General features: G+C 68.7%; 17 protein-coding genes. 10 read left to right on the top strand and 7 right to left on the bottom strand.

Annotated elements, in window-relative coordinates:
* Positions 1-112 precede the first annotated feature (112 nt).
* Positions 113-1,108, top strand: a complete 996-nt coding sequence (locus RKE25_RS15805; RefSeq protein WP_311839051.1) for a hypothetical protein — start codon at positions 113-115, stop codon at positions 1,106-1,108.
* Here RKE25_RS15805 and RKE25_RS15800 read toward each other — a convergent pair whose 3' ends face one another.
* Positions 1,109-1,888 carry a phosphatase PAP2 family protein gene (locus RKE25_RS15800; RefSeq protein WP_311839050.1) on the bottom strand — a complete coding sequence of 260 codons (780 nt, stop codon included), beginning with the start codon at positions 1,886-1,888 and terminating at the stop codon, positions 1,109-1,111.
* Between the two features lie 190 nt (positions 1,889-2,078).
* On the opposite strand from RKE25_RS15800, the gene RKE25_RS15795 reads away from it, so the two are divergent.
* The gene (locus tag RKE25_RS15795) at positions 2,079-3,725 is read left to right on the top strand and encodes a serine hydrolase (RefSeq protein WP_311839049.1); all 1,647 of its coding nucleotides are present in this window, start codon (positions 2,079-2,081) and stop codon (positions 3,723-3,725) included.
* 79 nt (positions 3,726-3,804) lie between these two features.
* On the top strand, positions 3,805-5,442 hold the full coding sequence (locus RKE25_RS15790) for an alpha/beta hydrolase-fold protein (protein WP_311839048.1): 1,638 nt from the start codon (positions 3,805-3,807) through the stop codon (positions 5,440-5,442).
* Positions 5,443-5,512: 70 nt separating this feature from the next.
* Here the strand turns inward: RKE25_RS15790 and RKE25_RS15785 are convergent, their stop codons facing one another.
* Positions 5,513-7,450 (bottom strand): CocE/NonD family hydrolase, encoded by a 1,938-nt coding sequence (locus tag RKE25_RS15785; RefSeq protein WP_311839047.1) that lies wholly within the window; start codon positions 7,448-7,450, stop codon positions 5,513-5,515.
* A 223-nt stretch (positions 7,451-7,673) separates the two neighbouring features.
* On the opposite strand from RKE25_RS15785, the gene RKE25_RS15780 reads away from it, so the two are divergent.
* A complete protein-coding gene (locus RKE25_RS15780) occupies positions 7,674-8,552 on the top strand; it encodes a GyrI-like domain-containing protein (protein WP_311839046.1) in 879 nt (292 codons plus the stop codon).
* 10 nt (positions 8,553-8,562) lie between these two features.
* On the opposite strand, the gene RKE25_RS15775 is transcribed toward RKE25_RS15780, so the two are convergent.
* Together RKE25_RS15775 and RKE25_RS15770 are read right to left on the bottom strand one after the other, a co-directional pair.
* Positions 8,563-9,378, bottom strand: coding sequence for a helix-turn-helix domain-containing protein (locus tag RKE25_RS15775; RefSeq protein ID WP_311839045.1), 816 nt, complete (start codon positions 9,376-9,378; stop codon positions 8,563-8,565).
* Positions 9,379-9,405: 27 nt separating this feature from the next.
* Positions 9,406-11,883 carry a DUF3772 domain-containing protein gene (locus tag RKE25_RS15770; RefSeq protein WP_311839044.1) on the bottom strand — a complete coding sequence of 826 codons (2,478 nt, stop codon included), beginning with the start codon at positions 11,881-11,883 and terminating at the stop codon, positions 9,406-9,408.
* Positions 11,884-11,974: 91 nt separating this feature from the next.
* Between RKE25_RS15770 and nfi the strand changes: the two genes are divergently transcribed.
* Entirely contained in the window at positions 11,975-12,652 is a 678-nt protein-coding gene (gene nfi, locus RKE25_RS15765; RefSeq protein WP_311839043.1) for a deoxyribonuclease V, read from the top strand.
* 702 nt (positions 12,653-13,354) lie between these two features.
* On the opposite strand, the gene RKE25_RS15760 is transcribed toward nfi, so the two are convergent.
* Positions 13,355-14,284, bottom strand: a complete 930-nt coding sequence (locus RKE25_RS15760; protein WP_311839042.1) for an AraC family transcriptional regulator — start codon at positions 14,282-14,284, stop codon at positions 13,355-13,357.
* Between the two features lie 118 nt (positions 14,285-14,402).
* Between RKE25_RS15760 and RKE25_RS15755 the strand changes: the two genes are divergently transcribed.
* Both RKE25_RS15755 and RKE25_RS15750 read left to right on the top strand, forming a co-directional pair.
* A complete protein-coding gene (locus RKE25_RS15755) occupies positions 14,403-14,744 on the top strand; it encodes a carboxymuconolactone decarboxylase family protein (RefSeq protein ID WP_311839041.1) in 342 nt (113 codons plus the stop codon).
* 63 nt (positions 14,745-14,807) lie between these two features.
* A complete protein-coding gene (locus RKE25_RS15750) occupies positions 14,808-15,785 on the top strand; it encodes a C4-dicarboxylate ABC transporter (RefSeq protein ID WP_311839040.1) in 978 nt (325 codons plus the stop codon).
* 3 nt (positions 15,786-15,788) lie between these two features.
* Here the strand turns inward: RKE25_RS15750 and RKE25_RS15745 are convergent, their stop codons facing one another.
* On the bottom strand, positions 15,789-16,226 hold the full coding sequence (locus RKE25_RS15745) for a hypothetical protein (protein WP_311839039.1): 438 nt from the start codon (positions 16,224-16,226) through the stop codon (positions 15,789-15,791).
* 119 nt (positions 16,227-16,345) lie between these two features.
* Here RKE25_RS15745 and RKE25_RS15740 point away from each other — a divergent pair, with 119 nt between their 5' ends.
* The gene (locus tag RKE25_RS15740; protein WP_311842410.1) at positions 16,346-17,380 is read left to right on the top strand and encodes a class I SAM-dependent methyltransferase; all 1,035 of its coding nucleotides are present in this window, start codon (positions 16,346-16,348) and stop codon (positions 17,378-17,380) included.
* Positions 17,377-18,081, top strand: coding sequence for a 16S rRNA pseudouridine(516) synthase (locus RKE25_RS15735; RefSeq protein WP_311839038.1), 705 nt, complete (start codon positions 17,377-17,379; stop codon positions 18,079-18,081). Before RKE25_RS15740 ends, RKE25_RS15735 begins: the two co-directional genes overlap by 4 nt.
* Before the next feature lie 5 nt (positions 18,082-18,086).
* On the opposite strand, the gene RKE25_RS15730 is transcribed toward RKE25_RS15735, so the two are convergent.
* Positions 18,087-18,299: a hypothetical protein gene (locus tag RKE25_RS15730; protein WP_311839037.1), complete on the bottom strand. Its 213-nt coding sequence runs from the start codon at positions 18,297-18,299 to the stop codon at positions 18,087-18,089.
* Between the two features lie 214 nt (positions 18,300-18,513).
* Between RKE25_RS15730 and RKE25_RS15725 the strand changes: the two genes are divergently transcribed.
* Positions 18,514-20,070: a YdiU family protein gene (locus RKE25_RS15725; RefSeq protein ID WP_311839036.1), complete on the top strand. Its 1,557-nt coding sequence runs from the start codon at positions 18,514-18,516 to the stop codon at positions 20,068-20,070.
* Positions 20,071-20,144: the final 74 nt, after the last annotated feature.

Below are 20,144 nucleotides of genomic sequence, written 5' to 3'. Positions count from 1 at the left end.
GATGGCGGGCCATCATGCCATGCGCCCCCGTGAAACGCGGGTCGTGACTTCAGGCACGCGCCGCGACGGAAGCGTCGGCGTATCCAGGCGCATCGCGCTGCCGGAGCTGCCCATGAAGCCGATCGCTTACGCCTTGCTGTCGCTCTCGCTTTCCTTCGCGGCGTCCGCCGCTGCCGAGACGCACGAGCCCGCTCCGGAAATCTTTGCGCCCGGTGTTATTTCCGGAGCGGCCAACGAGGATTCGGTGGCCTTCTCGCCGGACGGCCATACGGTGTTCTTCGACCGCATCAGCTGGCCCAACGCGGTGATCCTGGAATCGCACAAGATGGGGCATGCCTGGTCGGAGCCGAAGATCGCGCCGTTCTCGGGCCAATGGCTCGACCACGATCCGGCGATGGCGCCGGATGGCTCCTTCCTCATCTTCACCTCCAATCGTCCCGACACGCCCGGCGGCAAGGCGCTGGATGCGGTGATGGCCAACGGCAAGGTCATGCCGGGCGCAGGCGGGCACCTGTGGCGCGTCGATCGCAAGGGCGAGGACGGCTGGGGCGAGCCGGTGCGGCTGCCGGATGCGGTCAACAGCAGCTCGCGGGTCTATGCGCCCAGCGTCGCGGCGGACGGCAGCGTGTATTTCCAGCGGCCCGGCGATGACGACGATTTCCGCCTGTACCGCTCGCAGTACCGCGACGGCGCCTATCAGCCGCCGGAACTCGTCGCGCTGGGCGACCCGGCCGCGCACAAGCTCGATCCGGCGATCGCGCCGGATGAGTCGTTCATCGTGTTCGACGCCAACTACGCCGGCAAGGGCAAGCCGGACCGCCTCTATGTCGCCTTCCGCGAAGGGACGCAGTGGGGCGAGCCGGTCGATCTCGGCGATGGCATCAATGTCGACGATCCGTGGGGATCGCATCTGGGGCCGGACGGCCGCACGCTCTATTTCAGCAGCCACCGCGCCGAGCACGTGAGCTATCCGCGCTCGCGCGAGCAGGCCGAGCGCGATCTCGCGCGCATGCAGGCCTGGGACAACGCGAGCGAGAACATCTGGTCGGTCTCGCTCGCGCCGTGGCTGGATGGGCACGGCAAGAACGCGCCCGTCGCGGTGCGCTGATCAGGCCGCCGCGCGCGGGTGCCACCGCTCGGCGATGCCGATGCACAGCAGCAGCCACAGCAGCCCGCCCGCATAGCCGGCCATGACGTCGCTGAAGTAGTGCACTTGCAGCAGGATGCGACTGATGCCGATGGCAACGACGAGAGCTACCGCGCCGGCGACCACTGCGCGATGCCAGCGCGCGGGCAGCGTGCGCAGCAGGACATACGCGAGCATGCCGTAGAACACCACCGAGCCGAGCGCGTGCCCGCTCGGGAAGCTCCAGCCGGCCTCGGTGACGAAGCCATGGTCATGCAGGGGGCGCGGGCGCAGGATCGTCGCCTTGATCGCGCTGACCAGGGGCAGGATGCCGGCCTGCGCGAACGCCCATACGGCAGCGAGTCGCCATGCGCGGCGCAGCAACAGCAGTACCAGCACCGAGGCGGAAGCCACCCAGGGCGTGCCGCCCAGCTGGGTGAGGAGGGCGATCGCGCGCAGCGCTGCGTTGGACATGTGTGTGCGCAACTGCTCGGCTAGCGCACCGTCGAACGCGGCGAGCTGTCCCGGTTCGCCTACGCCCACCGCATAGGCCAGGCCACCGAACAGCGAGAGCAGGGACAGCACCAGCGCGATGCCGGTGCGGCGGCGCATCCATGGCGCGTAGCGGCCTTCGGTATCGGCGTCCGCGCGCAGGCGGGCACAGCGTCGCCAGGCAAGGTCGCCGGCGAGCAGCGCCAGCAGCAGGACGAGGGCCCAGAGGGCCAGGGCATTAGCGGCGATCCATTCGGGTCGGAAAGGCATGCGGCGGCGGGGTTCTCGGCCAAAGGGGCCATCATCCCGGGCCGGATCGCAGCCGTCGAGCCTTGCGGCGGCGCATGACTTCCCGCGCTGGCGTCCGCGTGGCTTTGCCGCGATAGTTGGCCGCTTCGCCTTGCCCGCGTTACTTTTTCTGACTCGCAGAAAAAGTAATCCAAAGAACCTGGAGCCGACGATGTCCCGACGAGTCCTGTCCCCGCGCCTGGCCTGCTGCGCCGCGCTGCTGATCTTTGCCGCCCCGATCTGGGCGCAGCCGCCTCTGCAGGACACCGCACCGGAATCGGCGCTGTCGGCCAGCCCGGCCCTGCCGGCACAGCTGCAGGATTTCACCGCCTACGTGGACAGCGCGCGCAAGCAGTTCGACGTACCAGGCATCGCCGTGGCCATCGTGAAGGACGGCCAGGTGGTGCTGGAGCAGGGCTTCGGCACGAAGGAAACCGGCAAGGCCGGCGCGGTCGACGCGCATACGCTGTTCGCCATCGCTTCCAACACCAAGGCCTTTACCGCCGCCGCGCTGCAGATGCTGGCCGAGCAGGGCAAGCTGAAGATGGACGATCATGTGATCGACCATCTGCCCTGGTTCCAGATGTCCGATCCGTACGTGACCCGCGAGATGCGCATCCGCGACCTGCTCGCGCACCGCAGCGGCCTGGGCCTGGGCGCGGGTGACCTGCTGTACTGGCCGCCGACGAAGTACACCACCAAGGAAGTGGTGCAGCGCCTGCGCGAGGTGCCGCTCGCCACCAGCTTCCGCAGCGCCTACGCCTACGACAACATCCTGTTCGCCGTGGCCACGCTGGTGATCGAGGAAGCTTCCGGCCAGAGCTATGCGGACTATCTGCGCGACCACATCTTCAAGCCGGTGGGCATGGACGAGTCGCTGGTCGACATGACCTACCTCAAGCCGGGCATGAACGTGGCCGTCGGCCACGCCAAGTTCGACTTCAAGGACCTCAAGCCCGTGCCGCCGATGGCCTGGGTCAACAACCCCGGCGCCGGCGGCATCTACGCCAGCGTGCACGACCTGGCCAAGTGGATGAACGTGCAGCTCGCCGGCGGCAAGCTGCCGGGTGGCGATGCGCGCCTCTTCAAGGAAGACAGCCAGAAGCAGATGTGGTCGATGCTCACGCCGATGAAGATCGGCGAACCGTCCGTGCCGGAACTGGCCGCGACCAAGCCGAACTTCGCCGGCTACGGCGAAGGCTGGTTCCTTTCCGACTATCGCGGGCAGCGTCTGGTGTGGCACACCGGCGGCTGGCCAGGCATGGTGTCGCGCCTGACCCTGGTGCCGGAACTGAAGCTGGGCGTGGTGGTGTTGACCAACCAGGAATCCGGCGCGGCGTTCAACGCCGTCACGTATCGCGTGCTCGATGCCTACCTCGGCCGCGACAAGACCGACTGGGCCGCCGCGTATGCGGCCGCGGTGAAGAAGTCGGAAGCCAAGGCCGACGACAGCTGGAAGAAGCATGAGGCCGCGCGCGACAAGAACAGCAAGCCTTCGCTGCCGATGACGAAGTACGCCGGTACTTACCGCGATCCGTGGTACGGCGATGTCGCGGTCGTGCAGGAAGGCGGCAAGCTGCGCCTGCGCTTCAGCAAGACGCCGCAGCTGGTCGGCACCATGACGCCGTGGCAGCACGACACCTTCGTGGTGCGCTGGGACGACCGCTCGCTCAACGCCGATGCGTTCGTCACTTTCTCGCTCGACGCCGACGGCGCGATCCGCGAGGTGCGCATGCAGCCGATCTCGCCGCTCACCGATTTCAGCTTCGACTTCCAGGACCTGCGCCTTGCGCCGGTGAAGAACGCCAAGGAAGGCTGATCCCATCCACGGCGGCGGCGCGATGGGAAGCCCGCGCCGCCAGCCGTCGCCATCGGCTTCTTCGCAGGGGAGACCCATCATGCTTCTACGCCGTCCCGTCGCCGCCGCGCTGCTGGGCTTTGCCCTGCTCGGCGGCACTGCACTGGCCCGCACCGATGCGCCGAGCGCTCACCACCTGGTCCGCGTCGGGCTGGGCGGCGCGCAGGACAAGCCGGTATCCGGCCGCCTGCTGCTGTTCGTCACCGAAGCCGGCGCCGCCAAGGCGCAGGCGAAGGACGGCAAGGTGGAGGAAGTCGACATCAATCCGTTGCAGCCGAACCAGACGCTGGTCGCCGCACGGGAAGTGACTTACCTGGCGCCTGGCGCGACGGTGAGCCTGGACGCCGACGACCTGGCCTTTCCGGGGCCGCTCGCGCAGCTGCCCCCCGGCGACTACGTGATGCAGGCGGTGCTCGACGTCAACCACAACTACAACTACGGTGGCCGCGGCGTGGGCGATGTGGTCAGCGACGTCGTATCGCTGCATCTGCCGTCTACCGAACTGCCCGCGTTGCAACTGGCCCGGACGCTGCCGGCGCACGAGGCATGGACACTGCCGCCCTCCGTGCCGCAGGCCGTGCGCGATGCGATTCCGGCCGCGCGCGAGCACACGCGTTCCATCGATTTCGTCAGCCCCGCGTTGTCGGCCTTCTGGGGACGTCCCATCCACATGCGCGGCTGGGTGCTGTTGCCGCCGGACTACGACGCGAAGAAGGCCGAGCGCTATCCGGTCGTCTACTACACGCACGGTTTCGGCGGCAGCCTGGAGCGGCTATACGGCCCGGTCGTCAACAGCTATGCGGCGATGAGCAAGGGTGAGATGCCGCCGATGATCTGGGTGTTCCTCGACGAGTCCAGTCCGACCGGCACGCACGAGTTCGCCGACTCGGTGAACAACGGACCCTGGGGCAAGGCGCTCACCGAAGAACTCATCCCGCAGCTGGAAAAGCAGTACCGCATGGACGGCAAGCCGCAGGGGCGCTTCCTCAATGGCCATTCGTCCGGCGGCTGGGCCACGTTGTGGTTGCAGACGCGCTACCCGAAGGTCTTCGGCGGCACCTGGTCGACTTCGCCCGATCCGAGCGACTTCCATGACTTTACCGGCGTCGATCTCTATGCGCCGAATGCCAACGCCTATCGCAAGCCGGACGGCTCGCCCAATCCGCTGATCCGCGACAAGGGCAAGGTGCTGGCCACATTCGAGCAGTTCTCGAAGCTGGAGCGCGTGCTGGGCGAGTATGGCGGGCAGATCGCCTCGTTCGAATGGGTGTTCTCGCCGCGCGGCGCGGATGGGCGCCCGCTGCCGATGTTCGATCGCGACACGGGCGCGGTGGATCCGGCGGTGGCGTCGTATTGGAGCGAGCATTTCGACATCGCGCGCCGCCTGCAGAGGGAATGGCCCACGCTGAAGCCCGACCTGGACGGCAAGATCCACCTCATCATCGGCACGGCGGATACGTTCTATCTCGACGGCGCGGCGCACCGGTTGAAAGCCGTGCTGGATGGACTGCATGCGAAGGCCGAAGTGCGCTTCGTGCCTGACCGCACGCACTTCGACCTGTACGTCGAAGGCGGCGATCGCATCGCACTGCTCAAGCAGATCACCTGGGAGATGTACGCGATCGCGCGTCCGGGCTCGACGCTGAAGCCGCCGGCCAACGCCGCGCCGGCAAAGTAAGTCTGCTTCTTGGCACGAAGAAGGGGCTGGCGTGTTGCGCCAGCCCCTTCTTTTACGCAGCGTTTGCGGCTTACTTGCCCGACACCACCGGCAAGCTGATCGCACTCGCCGTGCCCGGCGTGTGCCACACGCGCTGCGTCGCCTTGCGGTAATCCGCCGGCTTGGCATCGAAGATGTTCGGTACGAAGGTCTGCGGATTGCGGTCGTACAGCGGGAACAGCGAGGACTGCACCTGCACCATGATGCGGTGTCCCGGCTGGAACACGTGGTTAACCGTGGGCAGGCCGAAGCTGTACAGCAGCGGCTGGTCGGACGCGATCGCCTGCGGATGCTCGAAGCTGGTGCGGTAGCGGCCGCGGAAGATGTCCAGCGATACGGCCAGTTCGTAGCCGCCCATGTCAGGCGCCGATGCGTTGGTATCCGGATACACGTCGATCAGCTTCACCACCCAGTCGCTGTCGGTGCCGCTGGTGGAAGCGTACAGGTTGACCTGCGGCGCACCGCCGACGTGCAACGGCGCCTTGAGCGGTTCGGTGACGTAGGTAAGGACGTCCGGACGGCCATCCGCGAAACGCTGGTCGACCACCAGCCAGCGCGTCCATGCGTCGTGATCGGCGAAATGGACCGGGCGCGGCTGGTACGGCACCGGCTTGGCCGGGTCGGAGACGTACTCGTCATACTTGGCCGCGCCTGCGGCCGGCGCGTCGAACGACAGCTTGCTGTCCGCTGCCAGGTACAGCGATTTCGGCTTGCCCGCGCAGCCCTGGTCGCAGCTCAGTGGCCAGGATTTGTAACGGTCCCAGTGATTCTCGCCCGTGTTGTAGATCAGCACCGGCGGCGTGTTCGCTTTCGGCGCACCATCCACCAGGTACTGGTCGAAGAACGGCTTGAGCACGTCGCGGCGGAACTGCAGCGCAGTGTCGCCATCCCATTGCAACGGCCCGAGCGAGGTGCCGTCGTAGTTCACCTGGCTGTGGCGCCAGGGGCCCATCACCAGGAAGTTCTTGTCGTTGCCCTTGTCCTTGGGCTCGGTGGCCTCGTAGCTGTGGATCGCGCCCCACATGTCTTCCTGGTCCCACAGGCCCTGCAGCCACATGGTGGGTACCTTCAACGGCTGCTTGGCCATGATCTTGTCCAGCGCCTGCTCCTGCCAGAACTGATCGTAGGCGGGGTGCTCGTCGAGCTTGCGCCAGAACGGCAGCTGATCGAAGCCGTTGGCGCGTGCGTAATCGCCGGCCGAGCCCGCCTCCAGGAAGTTGCTGTAGTCGTCGAAGCCTGTGCGCGGCGCACCGGAGCCCTTGCCCTTCTGCGCGGTCTGGCCGCGGATGTAGTCGAAGTTGGTCTGGCGATACGCACCGTAATGGAACCAGTCGTCGCCCATCCAGCCGTCCACCATCGGGCTTTCCGGCGCGGCCACCTTCAGCGCGGGGTGCGGATGGATCAGTGCCATCACCACGGTGAAGCCCTCGTACGAGGAGCCGAGCATGCCGACCTTGCCGTTGGATTCGGGCAAGTTCTTCACCAGCCAGTCGATGGTGTCGTAGGCGTCGGTGGAGTGGTCGACTTCGCTGGAGTTGAGCGGCCCGCGCAGCGGGCGCGTCATGACGTATTCGCCTTCGGAGCCGTACTTGCCGCGCACATCCTGGAACACGCGGATATAGCCGCCGCGCACGAACACCTCGTCGCCCTGGGGCAGCTCGGCCAGCATGCTCGGCGACTCCAGCCGCGCAGCGCGGCCGCTGGCGTTGTATGGCGTGCGCGTCAGCAGGATCGGCGCGTGCTTGGCGCCCCTGGGGATCACGATCACGGTGTGCAGCTTCACGCCGTCGCGCATCGGGATCATCACCTCGCGCTTGACATAGTCGTAGCCGGCGGTGGGCGAGTCGAACTTGGCAGGGATGTCCGGAGTGAGCGGAGCGGTCTGCGCATGGGCGAGTCCGGCGCCGAGCACCGCGGCGAGCGTAGCGGCAAGGAACGACGGGCCGAACGAGGGACGACGAATGGACATGAAACCTCCAGGCAGAGCCGCGGGGCGGTCCGTCGCGGGCGGCGTAGGGGGCAGGGATGATGAACATCGACTTTACGGGCAAGCCCCGGCGGTGCCCACCATGACTTCTTGCCTACTCTCGGGTGGCATCCGGCTGGGGCGCGGCGCCGATGCGCAAGATCGGAACCGCGCCTTGGCGGGGGCATCATCGACCCTGCGCTTCCTTTCCCCTGGAGAGCCGAGCATGAGAGATCAGACGCGCCACCGTTATCTGCAGGGCATCGATCGCGCGGTGGCCTTGTTGCAGCACGCCGTCGACACCGGCGCCGAACTGCCCGACCCGGGGCAGCTGGCCGAAGCGGCGCACCTGTCGCCGTTCCATTTCCACCGCGTGTATCGCGCCCTGACGGGCGAGACCCCCGGCGGCACGGTATTGCGCCTGCGTCTGTTGCGCGCGTTGCGCCTGCTGGCCGATCCGGCGCAGCCGGTCACCGAGGCGGCGCTCGCGGTGGGCTACGAAACGCCGCAGGCCTTCGCGCGGGCTTTCCGCCAGGCTTTCGATGCCTCGCCGAGCGAACTGCGCGGACAAGCCGAACGCCTGGCGCGGGCCATCGCGCGGTGCAGCCAGGCGCCAGCCCTTGAACGCGAGCCTGCCGCGGAACTGCGCGTGGAGGTGGTGTCGGTGGAGCCGTTCCGGGTGATCGCCGTGCGCCATCGCGGCGATTTCGATGGCTTGAACCTCGTGTACGGGCGCGTGTTCGAGTGGGCCGCCACGCAGGGGCTGGTGGAGCACGTGACCGGCATCTACGGCGTGCCGTACGGCGACCCGCGCGACGCGCCGGCGGCGGGTCTCGATTTCGACTGCGCCGTGGCCTTCGGCCGGCCGGCCGAGCCGGGCGACGGCCTGATCGCCGAAGACCTGGGCGGCGGGGAATGGGCGCGGTTCCGTCACGTGGGCAGCTTCGATCTCCTGGACGAAGTCACCGACGCGATGCTTGCCGGCTGGCTCGCCGACAGCGGCCGCGAGCTTCGCGACGAGCCCCTGTTCCATCACTACCTGGACGATCCCGAGCAGACGCCGGAAGTGCTGCTGCGCACGGACATCTATCTGCCGCTGGCGTAGCGCGGAGGCATCAATCGAGCGGTACGTGATTGGCGTACGGCCCCCGCGCCGCCAGGAAGGCGGCCGGGGTCATGCCCGCGAACTCGCGGAATTCGCGCGTGAGATGCGCCTGGTCCGCGTAGCCGTTGTCGGCGGCCACGCGGCTCCACTCGATCGCGGGCGACGCGTGCGCTTCCTCGACGACCGCGCGGAAACGCAGCAGGCGCGCATAGCGCTTCGGCCCCATGCCGAACTGGCGCCGGAAATGCCGCTGGAAGCGATCCTCCGACCACCCGGTTTCGCGCACCAGCGGCGCGATGCGCGCAACCTGCGACCGGCGCTCCAGCGCCTCGGCGACGTAGGCGAGCGTGGCGTCGGGCGCGGCGATGCGCAGGCGCGCGCGAAGCCACTGCTCGAGCACGGCCAGGCGCTCCCGCGGCGCGGCGGTATGCAGCAGGCGTTCGCGCAGCCGACGCGCGGCGGTGCCGAACAGGTCTTCCAGTGCGATGTCGCGGCCGGCCAGCGCGGACTGGTCTTCGCCGGTCAGCGCATAGGCGCCGCCCGGCCGAAACACCACGCCCATCACCCGCACCTGTTCGGCCGTGTCGATGACCTGGCTGCGCAGGCTGGGGCCGCCGAGCACCGCGGCGGCGGAGCGCACGCAGAGGCGCGCGTCGTCGTCGCTGTAGACGCGGGTTTCGTCTTCATGAAGATTGACGATGAGCGACGTGCCGGGTGCCGGCAGGATGCGCTCGAAACGGTGCGCGGCTGGCGGCATGTCCCAGTCCCATAGCCGGTCGACCCACAGGTCCAGCGGCGGCGCGGGCGTGATGGCGTGGTGTCCCATGATCGCTCTCCCGGCGCGCCGCCATGGTCAGGCGGCGGGCGGCTCCGGCTTCGGCGGTTGCACCAGCCCGGCGTCGTTCGCCGGCTTCGGTTCGGCAGGTTTCGATTCGGCGGGCCTGGGTTCGGCGGGCGGCCGGTGCAGGACCATGTTCTGCGGCAGCGCCATCGGCACCTGCGCGGTGGCGAGCCGGTCGAGCATGTCGAACAGCAGGTCGCTTTTCACCGCGCCGACGTCGCGCGGGCTGTTCACGTAGGACGTGCACACGAAGATCAGCGCCTGTCCCTCGATGGTGTCCAGCTGCACGTTCGGCTTGGGCGTTTCCAGCGTGGAGGGATGGTCGTTCATCGAGCCGATCAGCACCTTGCGCGCCTTGCCCGCGTCGATGCCCAGCGGCAGGGGCAGCCGGATCTGCACGCGGCCCAGCGCACCGGCCTGCGTCACGTTGCGCACGTTCTGCGTGATCAGCTGCGAGTTGGGCACGATCACGGTGGAGCGGTCGCCCTGCTGGATTTCCGTGGCGCGCACGTTGATGCGCTTGATGTCGCCTTCCACGCCCGCGCCGGGCAGGCTCACCCAGTCGCCCACCTTCACCGGGCGCTCGGCCAGCAGGATCAGGCCGGAGATGAAGTTCTGCACGATCGCCTGCAGGCCGAAGCCGATGCCCACGGACAAGGCCGAGGCGACCCAGGTGATGCTCTGCAGGTCCACCTTCAGCGCGGCGAGCACCAGCACGAACACCAGCACGCCGCACACATAACCGAGCAGCGTGACGATGGACATCTGCATGCCCGGTTCGAGCACGGTCTTGGGCAGGAACTGCTGCGACAGCCAACGCTTGATCAGGCGTGTCGCGGCCACGCCCGCAACCAGCACCACCAGCGCCTTGAAGATGTTGCCCGGCACGATCGGCAGCGTGCCGATCGTGCGTACGGCGAACAGCTGCCCGCCGCGGCTGAGCAGCTCGTCGGGACCGGCGCCGTAGGGCGCGAGCAGCAGCGGGATCGCCAGCAGCAGGAGGAAGGCGCGGGCGGCGCCGGACAGCACCACCGCGGTCTGTTCCAGCCGCGCAGGCGCGATGCCGAAGGATTCCTGCAGGCGCGAGCCGGTCCGCGAATCCGGGCAGAACAACGTCTCGAACACGTCGTTGATCAGATGCATCAGCAGGTACACCGAGCCCACGATCACGCCGCCGCTCAGCATCTGCCGCGCGACGAAGAACGCGAACGCGATGTAGCCGGTGAGCAGCCCCAGGAACACCATGGCGACGCCGACGAACGCCGCGGCCACCAGCAAGCCCACCCATAGCGGGCGCTTGCCGGGCGTTCCGCCGGCGGCGAGCAGCGCGCGCCGCGCGCGGCCCATGCGTACGAGCGCGGCGGCAATCAGGCCGCCGACCAGCAGGGCCATCAGGCCGTTGACCGCGACCGTCGCCGACAGCGAGGCGGCGATCTGCGCCGTGATGTGCTCGGTCAGCCCTAGCAACAGCGAACACCACGCCAGCAAGGGCGGAAACGGCCGCAGGCTGCGCGCCAGCCCGTCGCTGAGCGCAGGCACGCGCCACGAGGGGCGGCCCGCGCTGAGCAGGGCGCGGCCCAGGCCGGCGGTGTACGAGCTCAGCCACGCGTACGACACCAGCGCGGCGGCGATGCCGCCGACGTCCTCGCCCAGCGTGCCGTTCCAGTCGATCGCCAGATACAGCAGATAGGCCGCGAAGCCGTAGGTGAGCGTGGTGCCGAGCGTAATCAGCATCGCCAGCGCGCTGCGCCGCAGGTGGCCGGCCGGCATGCGGTTGCTGGTGAGCCGGACTAGCGCGTGCTCGAGCAGGCGACGGCCCACCGCGAACAGTGCCACCGCGGCCAGCAGGCACGCGATCAGCGGCGTGCGGTTGCCCGGCTGCCAGGCTTGCGCGATACCGTTCCAGGCGTCCCTGCCGAGCGCGGCCAGCCCGGCGCGGTCATCCGGTCCGTTGCGCGAGAGCGAGGCCCAGAACGCGCGGCTCAGCGGCGAAGAGGTGCGCTGGCTGATCTGCGCTTCGAACAGTTGCCGGCGCAGCGTCGCGACCTGGTTGGAAAGCTGCTGGCTTTCCAGGCTCACCGTCTTCGCCTGCTTGATCTGCGCGTCGACGTCGGCCTTGTCCTTGCTCAGCTCCTTGCGCTGGTTGGCGACCTCGGGCGGTTCCGCCGGCTGGCCCTTCTCCGGAGCGGGCCCGAGCACGTCGAGCTTGGCCTTGAGCGCGTCCGACTGCGGCGCCAGGCCGTTCACCAGCTGGTCGGCCTGTTGCTGCAACGTCTGCGCGCGGATGCGCAGATCCTGCAGTGCGGCATCGCCGAGCTTGTCGGAATCGGCGATGGTCTGGCGGATCTGCTCGAGCTGGCCATTGAGCTGGTCTACGTTGACCGGCGTGGCCTGGGCAGGCGCCGCGGGCGGGGTGTCCTGGGCCATGGCCAGGGAGTCGCCGCCGATGGCCAGCAGCAGGATCAGCACGGTACGGAGCAGGTTGCGCATGGCGGCATGATCCGGGCGCGTCCGTGCATGGTCAATCAAAGAAGGCGCTTTCTTGACGACCCGTTCAGTCCTTTGCCGCCACGCTGCGCCCATGGACTGGACGACGATCATCGGCGCGGTGCCGGCGTGGGACGGCGACGTGGCCAAGGCCCGCGCGTTGCAGACCGCGTGGGCCAAGCGCGTAAGCCTGGTGGAAGACTTCCCCGAACCCGAGCGCATCGCGGGCGTCGACGTGGGTTTTGAGGAGCAGGGCGCGATCACGCGCGCGGCAGCGGTGCTGCTCGACGCACGCACGCTGCTGCCGCTGGCGGAAGCGGTCGCGCGCCTGCCCACGCGCATGCCGTACATCCCCGGCCTGCTGTCGTTCCGCGAGCTGCCCGCCGTGCTGGAGGCGCTGGCGTCGCTGCCGGAGCGCCCGGGGCTGGTGTTCGTGGACGGGCAGGGCATCGCGCACCCGCGTGGGCTCGGCATCGCTTCGCATCTGGGGGTGATCACGGGTCTGCCGACGATCGGCGTGGCCAAGACGATCCTGGTGGGCAAGCACGGGCCGCTGGGCGATCAGCGCGGCGACCGGGTGCCGCTGGTGTTTCGCGGGAACGTGGTGGGCATGGTGTTGCGCAGCAAGGAGCGGGTGCGGCCGCTGGTGGTGTCGCCGGGGCATCGGATGAGTGTGGAGGGGGCGGTGGAGCGTGTGTTGCGGGGGTGTACGCGGTATCGGTTGCCGGAGGCGACGCGGTTGGCGGATCGCCTGGCGTCGCGGCGCAAATGAAGTTGTTGATGCGCTGGGGCGACGTGGGGTGTGTGTTGCGTCGTCGCTGTCGCGATATGGCGTAGGTTGGGGTGAGCCCGCGAACCCCAACGGGCGCTCAGGGGCGCCTCGCACTTCCATCCTCGTCATTCCGGTGTAGGCCTGACGGAGCGCGAAGCGCGGAGAACGCCCGCAGGGCGGCCCCGAAGGGGCGAGCGCAGCGAGTCACCCAGTAGCGACACGACTCGGTTGTCGCCTCACGGCCAGTCGTGTCTCGCCCCTCGCGGGGCGAGGGTTTCGCTCTCCTGCCGGAGAGCGAGTTACTTCTTCTTGCTTGCCCAAGAAGAAGTAACCAAGAAGAAGGGCACCCTGCGCGGCGCCCTCCGGTGGCCTTCGCCACCTCCGGGTGCGTTGAGGGCTGGCCGGGCTTTTCGACAGGGCATCCATGCCCTGATCGAAAAGGCGGGGACGTCCTGTCCCCGCCCGCCTGCGGCGGCCTGATCGTCCAGCCCTCACCGCCGCGAAGGGAACCCGGCAGATCAAGAGCCACTCGGAGCTTCGCTTCGCTCGCTCTTGCTTGGTCGTTGGCTGCTTGCCTCGGTATTCACTTCTCCTTCTCCCCTCCGGGGAGAAGGCGGGATGAGGGGTGGGTGCTTGCGGGAACCTTGACCATCGAATCGCTCGAAAGCATTCACGCGCAAGACGCGCAAGACCGATGCCACCCTACGGCGCCTCAAAGCCTCCATGTTCCCTCCGAAACCTCGCCGGCGTATTTCCCATGTAATGCCGGAACGCTTTGCCGAATGCGGCTTCCGACTGGTAGCCGACGTCCTGGCCGATGTCGCCGGTGCGGCGGCGGGTGCGTAGGAGGAGGTCGGCGGCGATTTGCATGCGGAGGCGGGTGAGGCAGTCGGCGGGGGTCATGCCGGCGCGTTCGCCGAAGTGGCGGGCGAAGCTGGCGCGGGACATGGCGGCGAGGCGGCCGAGTTCCTCCAGTGTCCAGGCGCGCGCCGGATCGGCCAGCATGGCTTGCACGGCGGCGCCGAGGCGGGGGTCGGCGAGCAGGGGGAGGAGACCGGCTTGTGGCGAGTCGCTGGCGGCATGGGCGCGCAGAGCGAGTGCGAACAGGGCGTGGGTGAGGGCGGTGACGACGGCGAGTGCGCCAGGTTGGCGCTGGTCGGCTTCCAGGCGCATCAGCGCGACCAGGGCCTGCAGTGCATCCATGCCCGCGCTGTCCCGCAACGACACCTTCAGGGTGGCGGGCAAGGTGGAGAGCAGCAGACTGGCGGAGGCTGGCGCGTAGCGGAAGCGGCCGCACAGCAGATCGAGATCCGCCGGGCCGTCGGCATTGCGGCGCAGCGGCAGCAGGCCGTCGTGTTCGAGCCGGATCGGCGCGGCGGGAACGCGGCCCGTGCGATCGCGGATACGGTGCGCGGCACCGCGCGGGAAGATCACCAGGTCGCCGGTTTCCAGCGGGACGGTCGCCTCGCCGGCCGGTTCGATCGCGCAATCGCCATCCAGCACCAGGTGGAACAAGGCTTCGCCAGGAGCGGCCGGGTCGTGGTCGACGGCGAAACCGCCGGCGAACTGGCAGCGCACATCGAGGCTGCCTTGCAGTTGCGCGAGCTGGATCAGACGGCTGAGGGCGTCCATGAGACGTTCGCGCCAACAATGGAGTCGCCGGAGTATTCAGCGCAGCGGCGGGCGGCGCAACACTGCGCGGCATGACGGGCCACCGGCCCGCTTGCCAACCAAGATGAGGAGAACCGCCATGCTCGACTGGACCCAATACCGCGATGAACTGCTCGGCCGTGTCGGCGAGTTCGGCAAGCTGAGTCCCGGCACGCTCGCCGGCTATCAGGCGCTGTCCGCCGCGGGCGACAAGACCGGCCATCTCGATGCCAGGACGCGCGAGCTGATCGCCCTGGCCGTGGCGGTGACCGCGCGCTGCGACGGCTGTATCACCATCCACGTCGCCAAGGCGCTGAAGCTGGGCGCTTCGCACGAGGAAATCGCCGAGGCGCTCGGCGTGGCCGTGGCGATCAATGCGGGCGCGGCGCTGGTGTACTCCGCGCGCACGCTAGATGCCGTCGCCGCGCACGAGGCGGCGTGATCGAGATGTCCGGCCGCGCGCAGCCGCGGCCGGACGCACGGGGACTTTCCGGAGAAAAGCACCATGCGCACGCAGGAAACGGCCAGCGCGATCACGCCGTGGCCGGTGGGTCTGTTTGGCTCGGCGATGGGATTGGCGGGCTTGTCGCTCGCGTGGCGGTTGGCAGCGCAGGCTGCGCTGGCGCCGCGATGGATGGGCGACGCGCTGGCCGTAGTGGCATGGGCCGTTTTCTTTCTGCAATCCGCGGTGCAGCTTCGACGCGCGCGATATGCGCGCGAGGCCTGGCTGGCCGAGCTGCGCCATCCGGCGACACAGCCTTTCGCCGGCACGTTCTGGATCAGCGTGCTGTTGTTGCCAATGCTGCTGCCCGAGGCGGTGGCATCTCTGGCGCGCGGCATGTGGCTGGCAGGCGTCGCGGGCATGACGGTGTTCGCGTGGTGGAGCCTCTCGCGCTGGCTGTCCGGCGGGCAGGAGGAAGCGCATGTGGGCCCGGCGTGGCTGATTCCCGTGGTGGGCCTGCTGGACATTCCGCTCGCCTATCCCGCCCTGGGCGGCAGCAGCCTGCGCGAGGCGATGGTGTTCGCGACCGCGGCTGGCCTGGTGCTCGGTCTGCCGTTGCTGGCCTTGGTGTTCGCGCGTCTGATGTTGCGTCCGTCGTCGCCGCAGCCCGCGCTGCTGATCCTGCTGGCGCCGTTCTCGGTCGGTTTCTCCGCCTGGGTGGCGGTAACAGGGACCGTGGATACGTTCGCGCGCTCGCTGTTCTATCTCGCCGTGTTCCTGCTCGCTGTGCTGCTGCCGCGCGTCTACGCCATGGTGCGCGAGCGGCCATTCGAGTTCTCCTGGTGGGCGCTGAGTTTTCCCCTGGCGGCTACCGCGGTGGCCGCGCAACGTTACGCCGCGGCATGGCCGTCGACGCCGGGCAGGATCGCGGCTTTCTCGCTGCTGGCGCTGAGCACGCTGGCGATCGGGGCGCTGCTCGGGCTCAGCCTGCGGACTATCGTGCGGAGCCGAGCGTTGCGGGCGGTTCCCGCGCCACCTTGAGCGTCACAGCGTGGCCGTATCGCCGGCCGGCCGATAAGTGCCGGAGAGGCTGGCGCCGCCGCGGCAGAAATAGGCGAGGGAAAAGTGGTCGTCTTCCTGTTCGCTCAGCACATCGACGCCGTCATCGGCAGGCCGCACGGTGAGTACGGCGCCGCTCTTCCAGTCCTGTAGCGAGGCCAGCAGGCGATTGTCCAGGCGGATGGCCGGTGCGCTGAAGGCGCAGGCCGTCGGGCCGTCGTCGCGGATGTCCAGCCAGTAGCCATCGCCACGACGAGCAATGTCCAGGCGCAGGCTCCCGTGTGCATAGCGGCCCTCGAAGGCGGGGGCGGCGGCAACGTGCGGCGGCAGGGAGGAACTGGAGGGCGGCGAAGGGCCGCAGCCGGCGACGAGGCAGGCCAGGCCGGCCAGCAGAGCGTCAAACAGGGTCGGTGCGCGCCGCATGGCGACACGGTAGCGCAGCGCGTTGCTGCGCGAAACCGCGGCGCCGGCGCGTAAAATGCCGGCGTTTCCCTTTCGAGAAAGGCCGGCCAGTGAATGCTGCCGCACTGTCTTCCGCGCAGATGGCGCTGGAGGCCCTGTTCGTTCCGCTCGCTTCCGGCGAGCTGCGCCTGCCGCCCGACGGGCGCGTGCTGTTCCTGCATGCGCGCGACGGCTTCCGCCTGCGCGAGATGGTGCAGCCGGGCTGGCTGTGCGAGCAGAGTTTCAAGCCATTCGCCACCGAGCTGGAGCGTAGCGGCCTGCGGGTAGCCGATCCTGCCGCGGACCAACCCTTCGCGCTGGTGCTGGTACTGCCGCCGCGCCAGCGCGACGAAGCGCGGGCGTTGTTCGCGCGCGCTGTGCGGCATGCGCGCGGCGGCGGCGTCGTGCTCGCCTGCATGCCCAATGCCGGCGGTGCGCGCTCCGGCGAAGCGGATCTCGCGCAACTGGCCGGCCCGGTGGCGCATCTGTCCAAGCATAAGTGCCGCGTGTTCTGGACCGCTCCGCTGGGCGAACGCGTTGACCTCGCGCTGCGCGACACCTGGAGCGCATTCGACGAACCGCGCCTCAACGCGGCCGGTTACTTGAGCCGGCCCGGCCTGTTCGCGTGGGATCGCGTCGACGTGGCGTCGGCCTTGCTCGCGGCGCATCTCCCGGAAGACTTGCACGGCCGCGTCGCCGATCTCGGTGCCGGCTATGGCTATCTCTCCGCCCAAGTGCTGGCGCGCTGCCCGCAGGTGGCGGGTATCGATCTCTACGAAGCCGAAGCACGCGCGCTGGAACCGGCGCGGCGCAACATGGACGCGGCATGCCGCGAAGTGGGCCGCGACGTGTCGGTGGGCGTGCATTGGCATGACGTCACCACCGGCCTGCCGTCGCGCTACGACGCCATCGTCAGCAACCCGCCGTTCCACCAAGGGCGCGAGGACCTGCCGGCGCTCGGCCGCGCCTTCATCGATGCGGCGGCATCGGCGCTGCAACCGGGAGGACGCTTCTGGATGGTCGCCAACCGGCACCTGCCTTATGAGGCGACGCTCGCCGCGCGTTTCGCCGAGGTGCGCACGGTGGTGACGCAGGAGGGCTTCAAGGTGATCGAAGCGCGGGGTGTGCGCGCATGAAGCTGGTCAAGCTGATCGCCAACCTCGGCTACGGCAGCCGCAAGGACGTGGCCTGGATGTTCCGCGAGGGGCGCGTCACCGACGCGCAGGGCGAGGTGCTGTACGCGGACGACAAGGTGCCGCACGGCGAGGTCCGCCTCGATGGTGAGCCGCTCGATCCGCCGCCGGGCATGGTGCTGATGATGCACAAGCCGGTTGGCTACACCTGTTCACGCAAGGACCCGGGCCGGGTGGTTTTCGATCTGCTGCCGCCGCGCTACCGCATGCGCGACCCCGCGCTGTCGACGGTGGGGCGGCTCGATCGCGACACGTCGGGGCTGTTGCTGTTCACCGACGATGGCGCGCTATTGCACCGGATCATTTCTCCGCGCGCTCACGTCACCAAGGTGTACGAAGCGGAACTCGCGCACGGTCTGCGTGGCGACGAGGGCGAACTGTTCGCCAGCGGGCAGATGATGCTCGAAGCGGAAACGGAGCCGCTGGAACCGGCGCGATTGGAAGTGCTCGGTCCGCGGCGCGCGCGGCTGGCCATTACGGAAGGGCGCTATCACCAGGTGCGGCGCATGTTCGCCGCCGTGGGCAATCACGTGGAGGCGCTGCATCGCGCCTCGATCGGCGGGCTGGTGCTGGACGGGCAGTTGGCCGCGGGCGCGTGGCGGATGCTCGCGGCTGACGAGGTCGCCGCGATCTTCCGCAGCTGACGCGCTTACGACTCGGCCGGAACGGAAAGCATCTGCTGGCGCGCGCGGGCGAGCTCGTCCTCGCGGCGCGAGCGTGCGCCTGGCTGCCAGGACACCAGATGGAATTCCGATGCCGACTTGCGCTTGCTCTTGGCGTCCTGCCCCGCCTTCATCGCGAGCATTTCTGCGATTCGCTGGATGCCGCGTCCTAAAGCGGATTGGCCATGGATCATCTGCATAGTCTGGGACCCCCTGGGCTGCCCCTGTGCAGCCGTGAACGCATCGTAAACGCAAACTAAGGGAATGTGTGTGAAATGTGAAGACGGTCCTGGACCGCTCCGTCTTCGCCTGAATCCGGCTAGCAATGTTCGTACCGGGAGCATCGGCGAGCCTTGCGTTCGCGCCGCGCCGCCGCGATATCGGAAACGCCGCTCCCATCGCCCGTTTCCCCTCATGCAAAAACTCCGTTTCGACAATGCCTTCGTGCGCGAACTTCCTGCCGATCCCGAGCAGGTTGTTGCGGTGCGGCAAGTGGCGGCGGCGTTTTCCCGCGTGGAACCGACGCCGGTGGCAGCGCCCAAATTGGTCACTTGGTCCCCGGAAGTGGCCGCCGGGCTCGGTCTGGACGAGAGAGACCTGTCCAGGCCGGAATTCGTCCGGGTCGTCGGCGGCAATGCGCTGCTGCCGGGGATGGAGCCATGGGCGGCCAACTACGGCGGACACCAGTTCGGTGTGTGGGCGGGACAGCTCGGCGATGGCCGCGCGATCTCGCTGGGCGAGCTGGTCGACGAGCAGGGGCGGCGCCAGGAACTGCAACTGAAAGGTGCGGGGCCCACGCCGTATTCGCGCGGCGCCGATGGCCGCGCGGTGCTGCGTTCCTCCATCCGCGAATTCCTGTGCAGCGAGGCCATGCAGCACCTGGGCGTGCCCACCACGCGTGCGCTGAGCCTGGTGCTCACCGGCGAGAAGGTGGTGCGCGACATGTTCTACGACGGCCATCCGCGCGAAGAACTGGGCGCGGTCGTGTGCCGCGTGGCGCCATCGTTCATCCGCTTCGGCAACTTCGAGTTGCCCGCCTCGCGCGGCGATACCGCGCTGCTGCGGCAGCTGGTGGACTTCACCATCCGGCGCGATTTCCCGGAGCTGCGCGGCGAAGGCGAAGCGCTTTACGCCGAATGGTTCGGCCAGGTATGCGAGCGCACCGCGCTGATGGTGGCGCACTGGATGCGCGTCGGCTTCGTGCACGGCGTGATGAATACCGACAACATGTCCATCCTCGGCCTGACCATCGACTACGGTCCGTACGGATGGATCGACGATTTCGATCCGGACTGGACGCCCAATACCACGGACGCGGGCCGCCGCCGCTATCGCTTCGGGCAGCAGCCGGACATCGCATGGTGGAACCTGAGCCGCCTGGCCGGCGCGCTCGCGCCTCTGTTCGGCGGCGTGGAGCCGTTGCAGGCGGGGCTGGATCGTTACGCCCAGGCCTTCGCCGATGCCGACCGCCGTTTCGTCGCCGCCAAGCTCGGCCTGACCGAATGCCGCGACGAGGACGTGGCGCTGATGCAGTCGTTGCAGTCGCTGCTCAAGGAAGGCGAGGTGGACATGACGCTGTTCTTCCGCGCGCTGGCTGATGTGGACCCTTACGCGCCGACGCTGGAGCCGCTGCGCCACGCCTTCTACGACCCGGAGAAACAGTGGCGCACCGAGGCGGGCTTCCAGGCCTGGCTGGCCCGGTACACCGCGCGCCTCGTGGAAGACCCGCAGACGCGGGAGGCGCGCCGCGCGCTGATGCATGGCGTCAATCCGCGCTATGTGCTGCGCAACTACTTGGCGCAGGAGGCGATCGATCGCGCGGAGCAGGGCGACTATGCCGGCATCGGCGAGCTGCTGGACGTGCTGCGCCATCCGTACGACGACCAGCCGGGGCGCGAGCGTTTCGCGCAGAAGCGGCCGGACTGGGCGCGGACGAAGGCCGGCTGCTCCATGTTGTCGTGCAGTTCCTGACAGCGCCGGACGAAGCCTAGCGAGGCGCGGCGCCGATCGTTTCGACAGGTGGCGAAACGATCGCGGGGAGAGGC

The organism is Dyella sp. BiH032 (assembly GCF_031954525.1).
In the GTDB taxonomy this organism is placed as follows: Bacteria; Pseudomonadota; Gammaproteobacteria; order Xanthomonadales; family Rhodanobacteraceae; genus Dyella_D.
The sequence above is the reverse complement of the archived record's forward strand: the minus strand, read 5'-3'. Positions and strand labels throughout refer to the sequence as shown.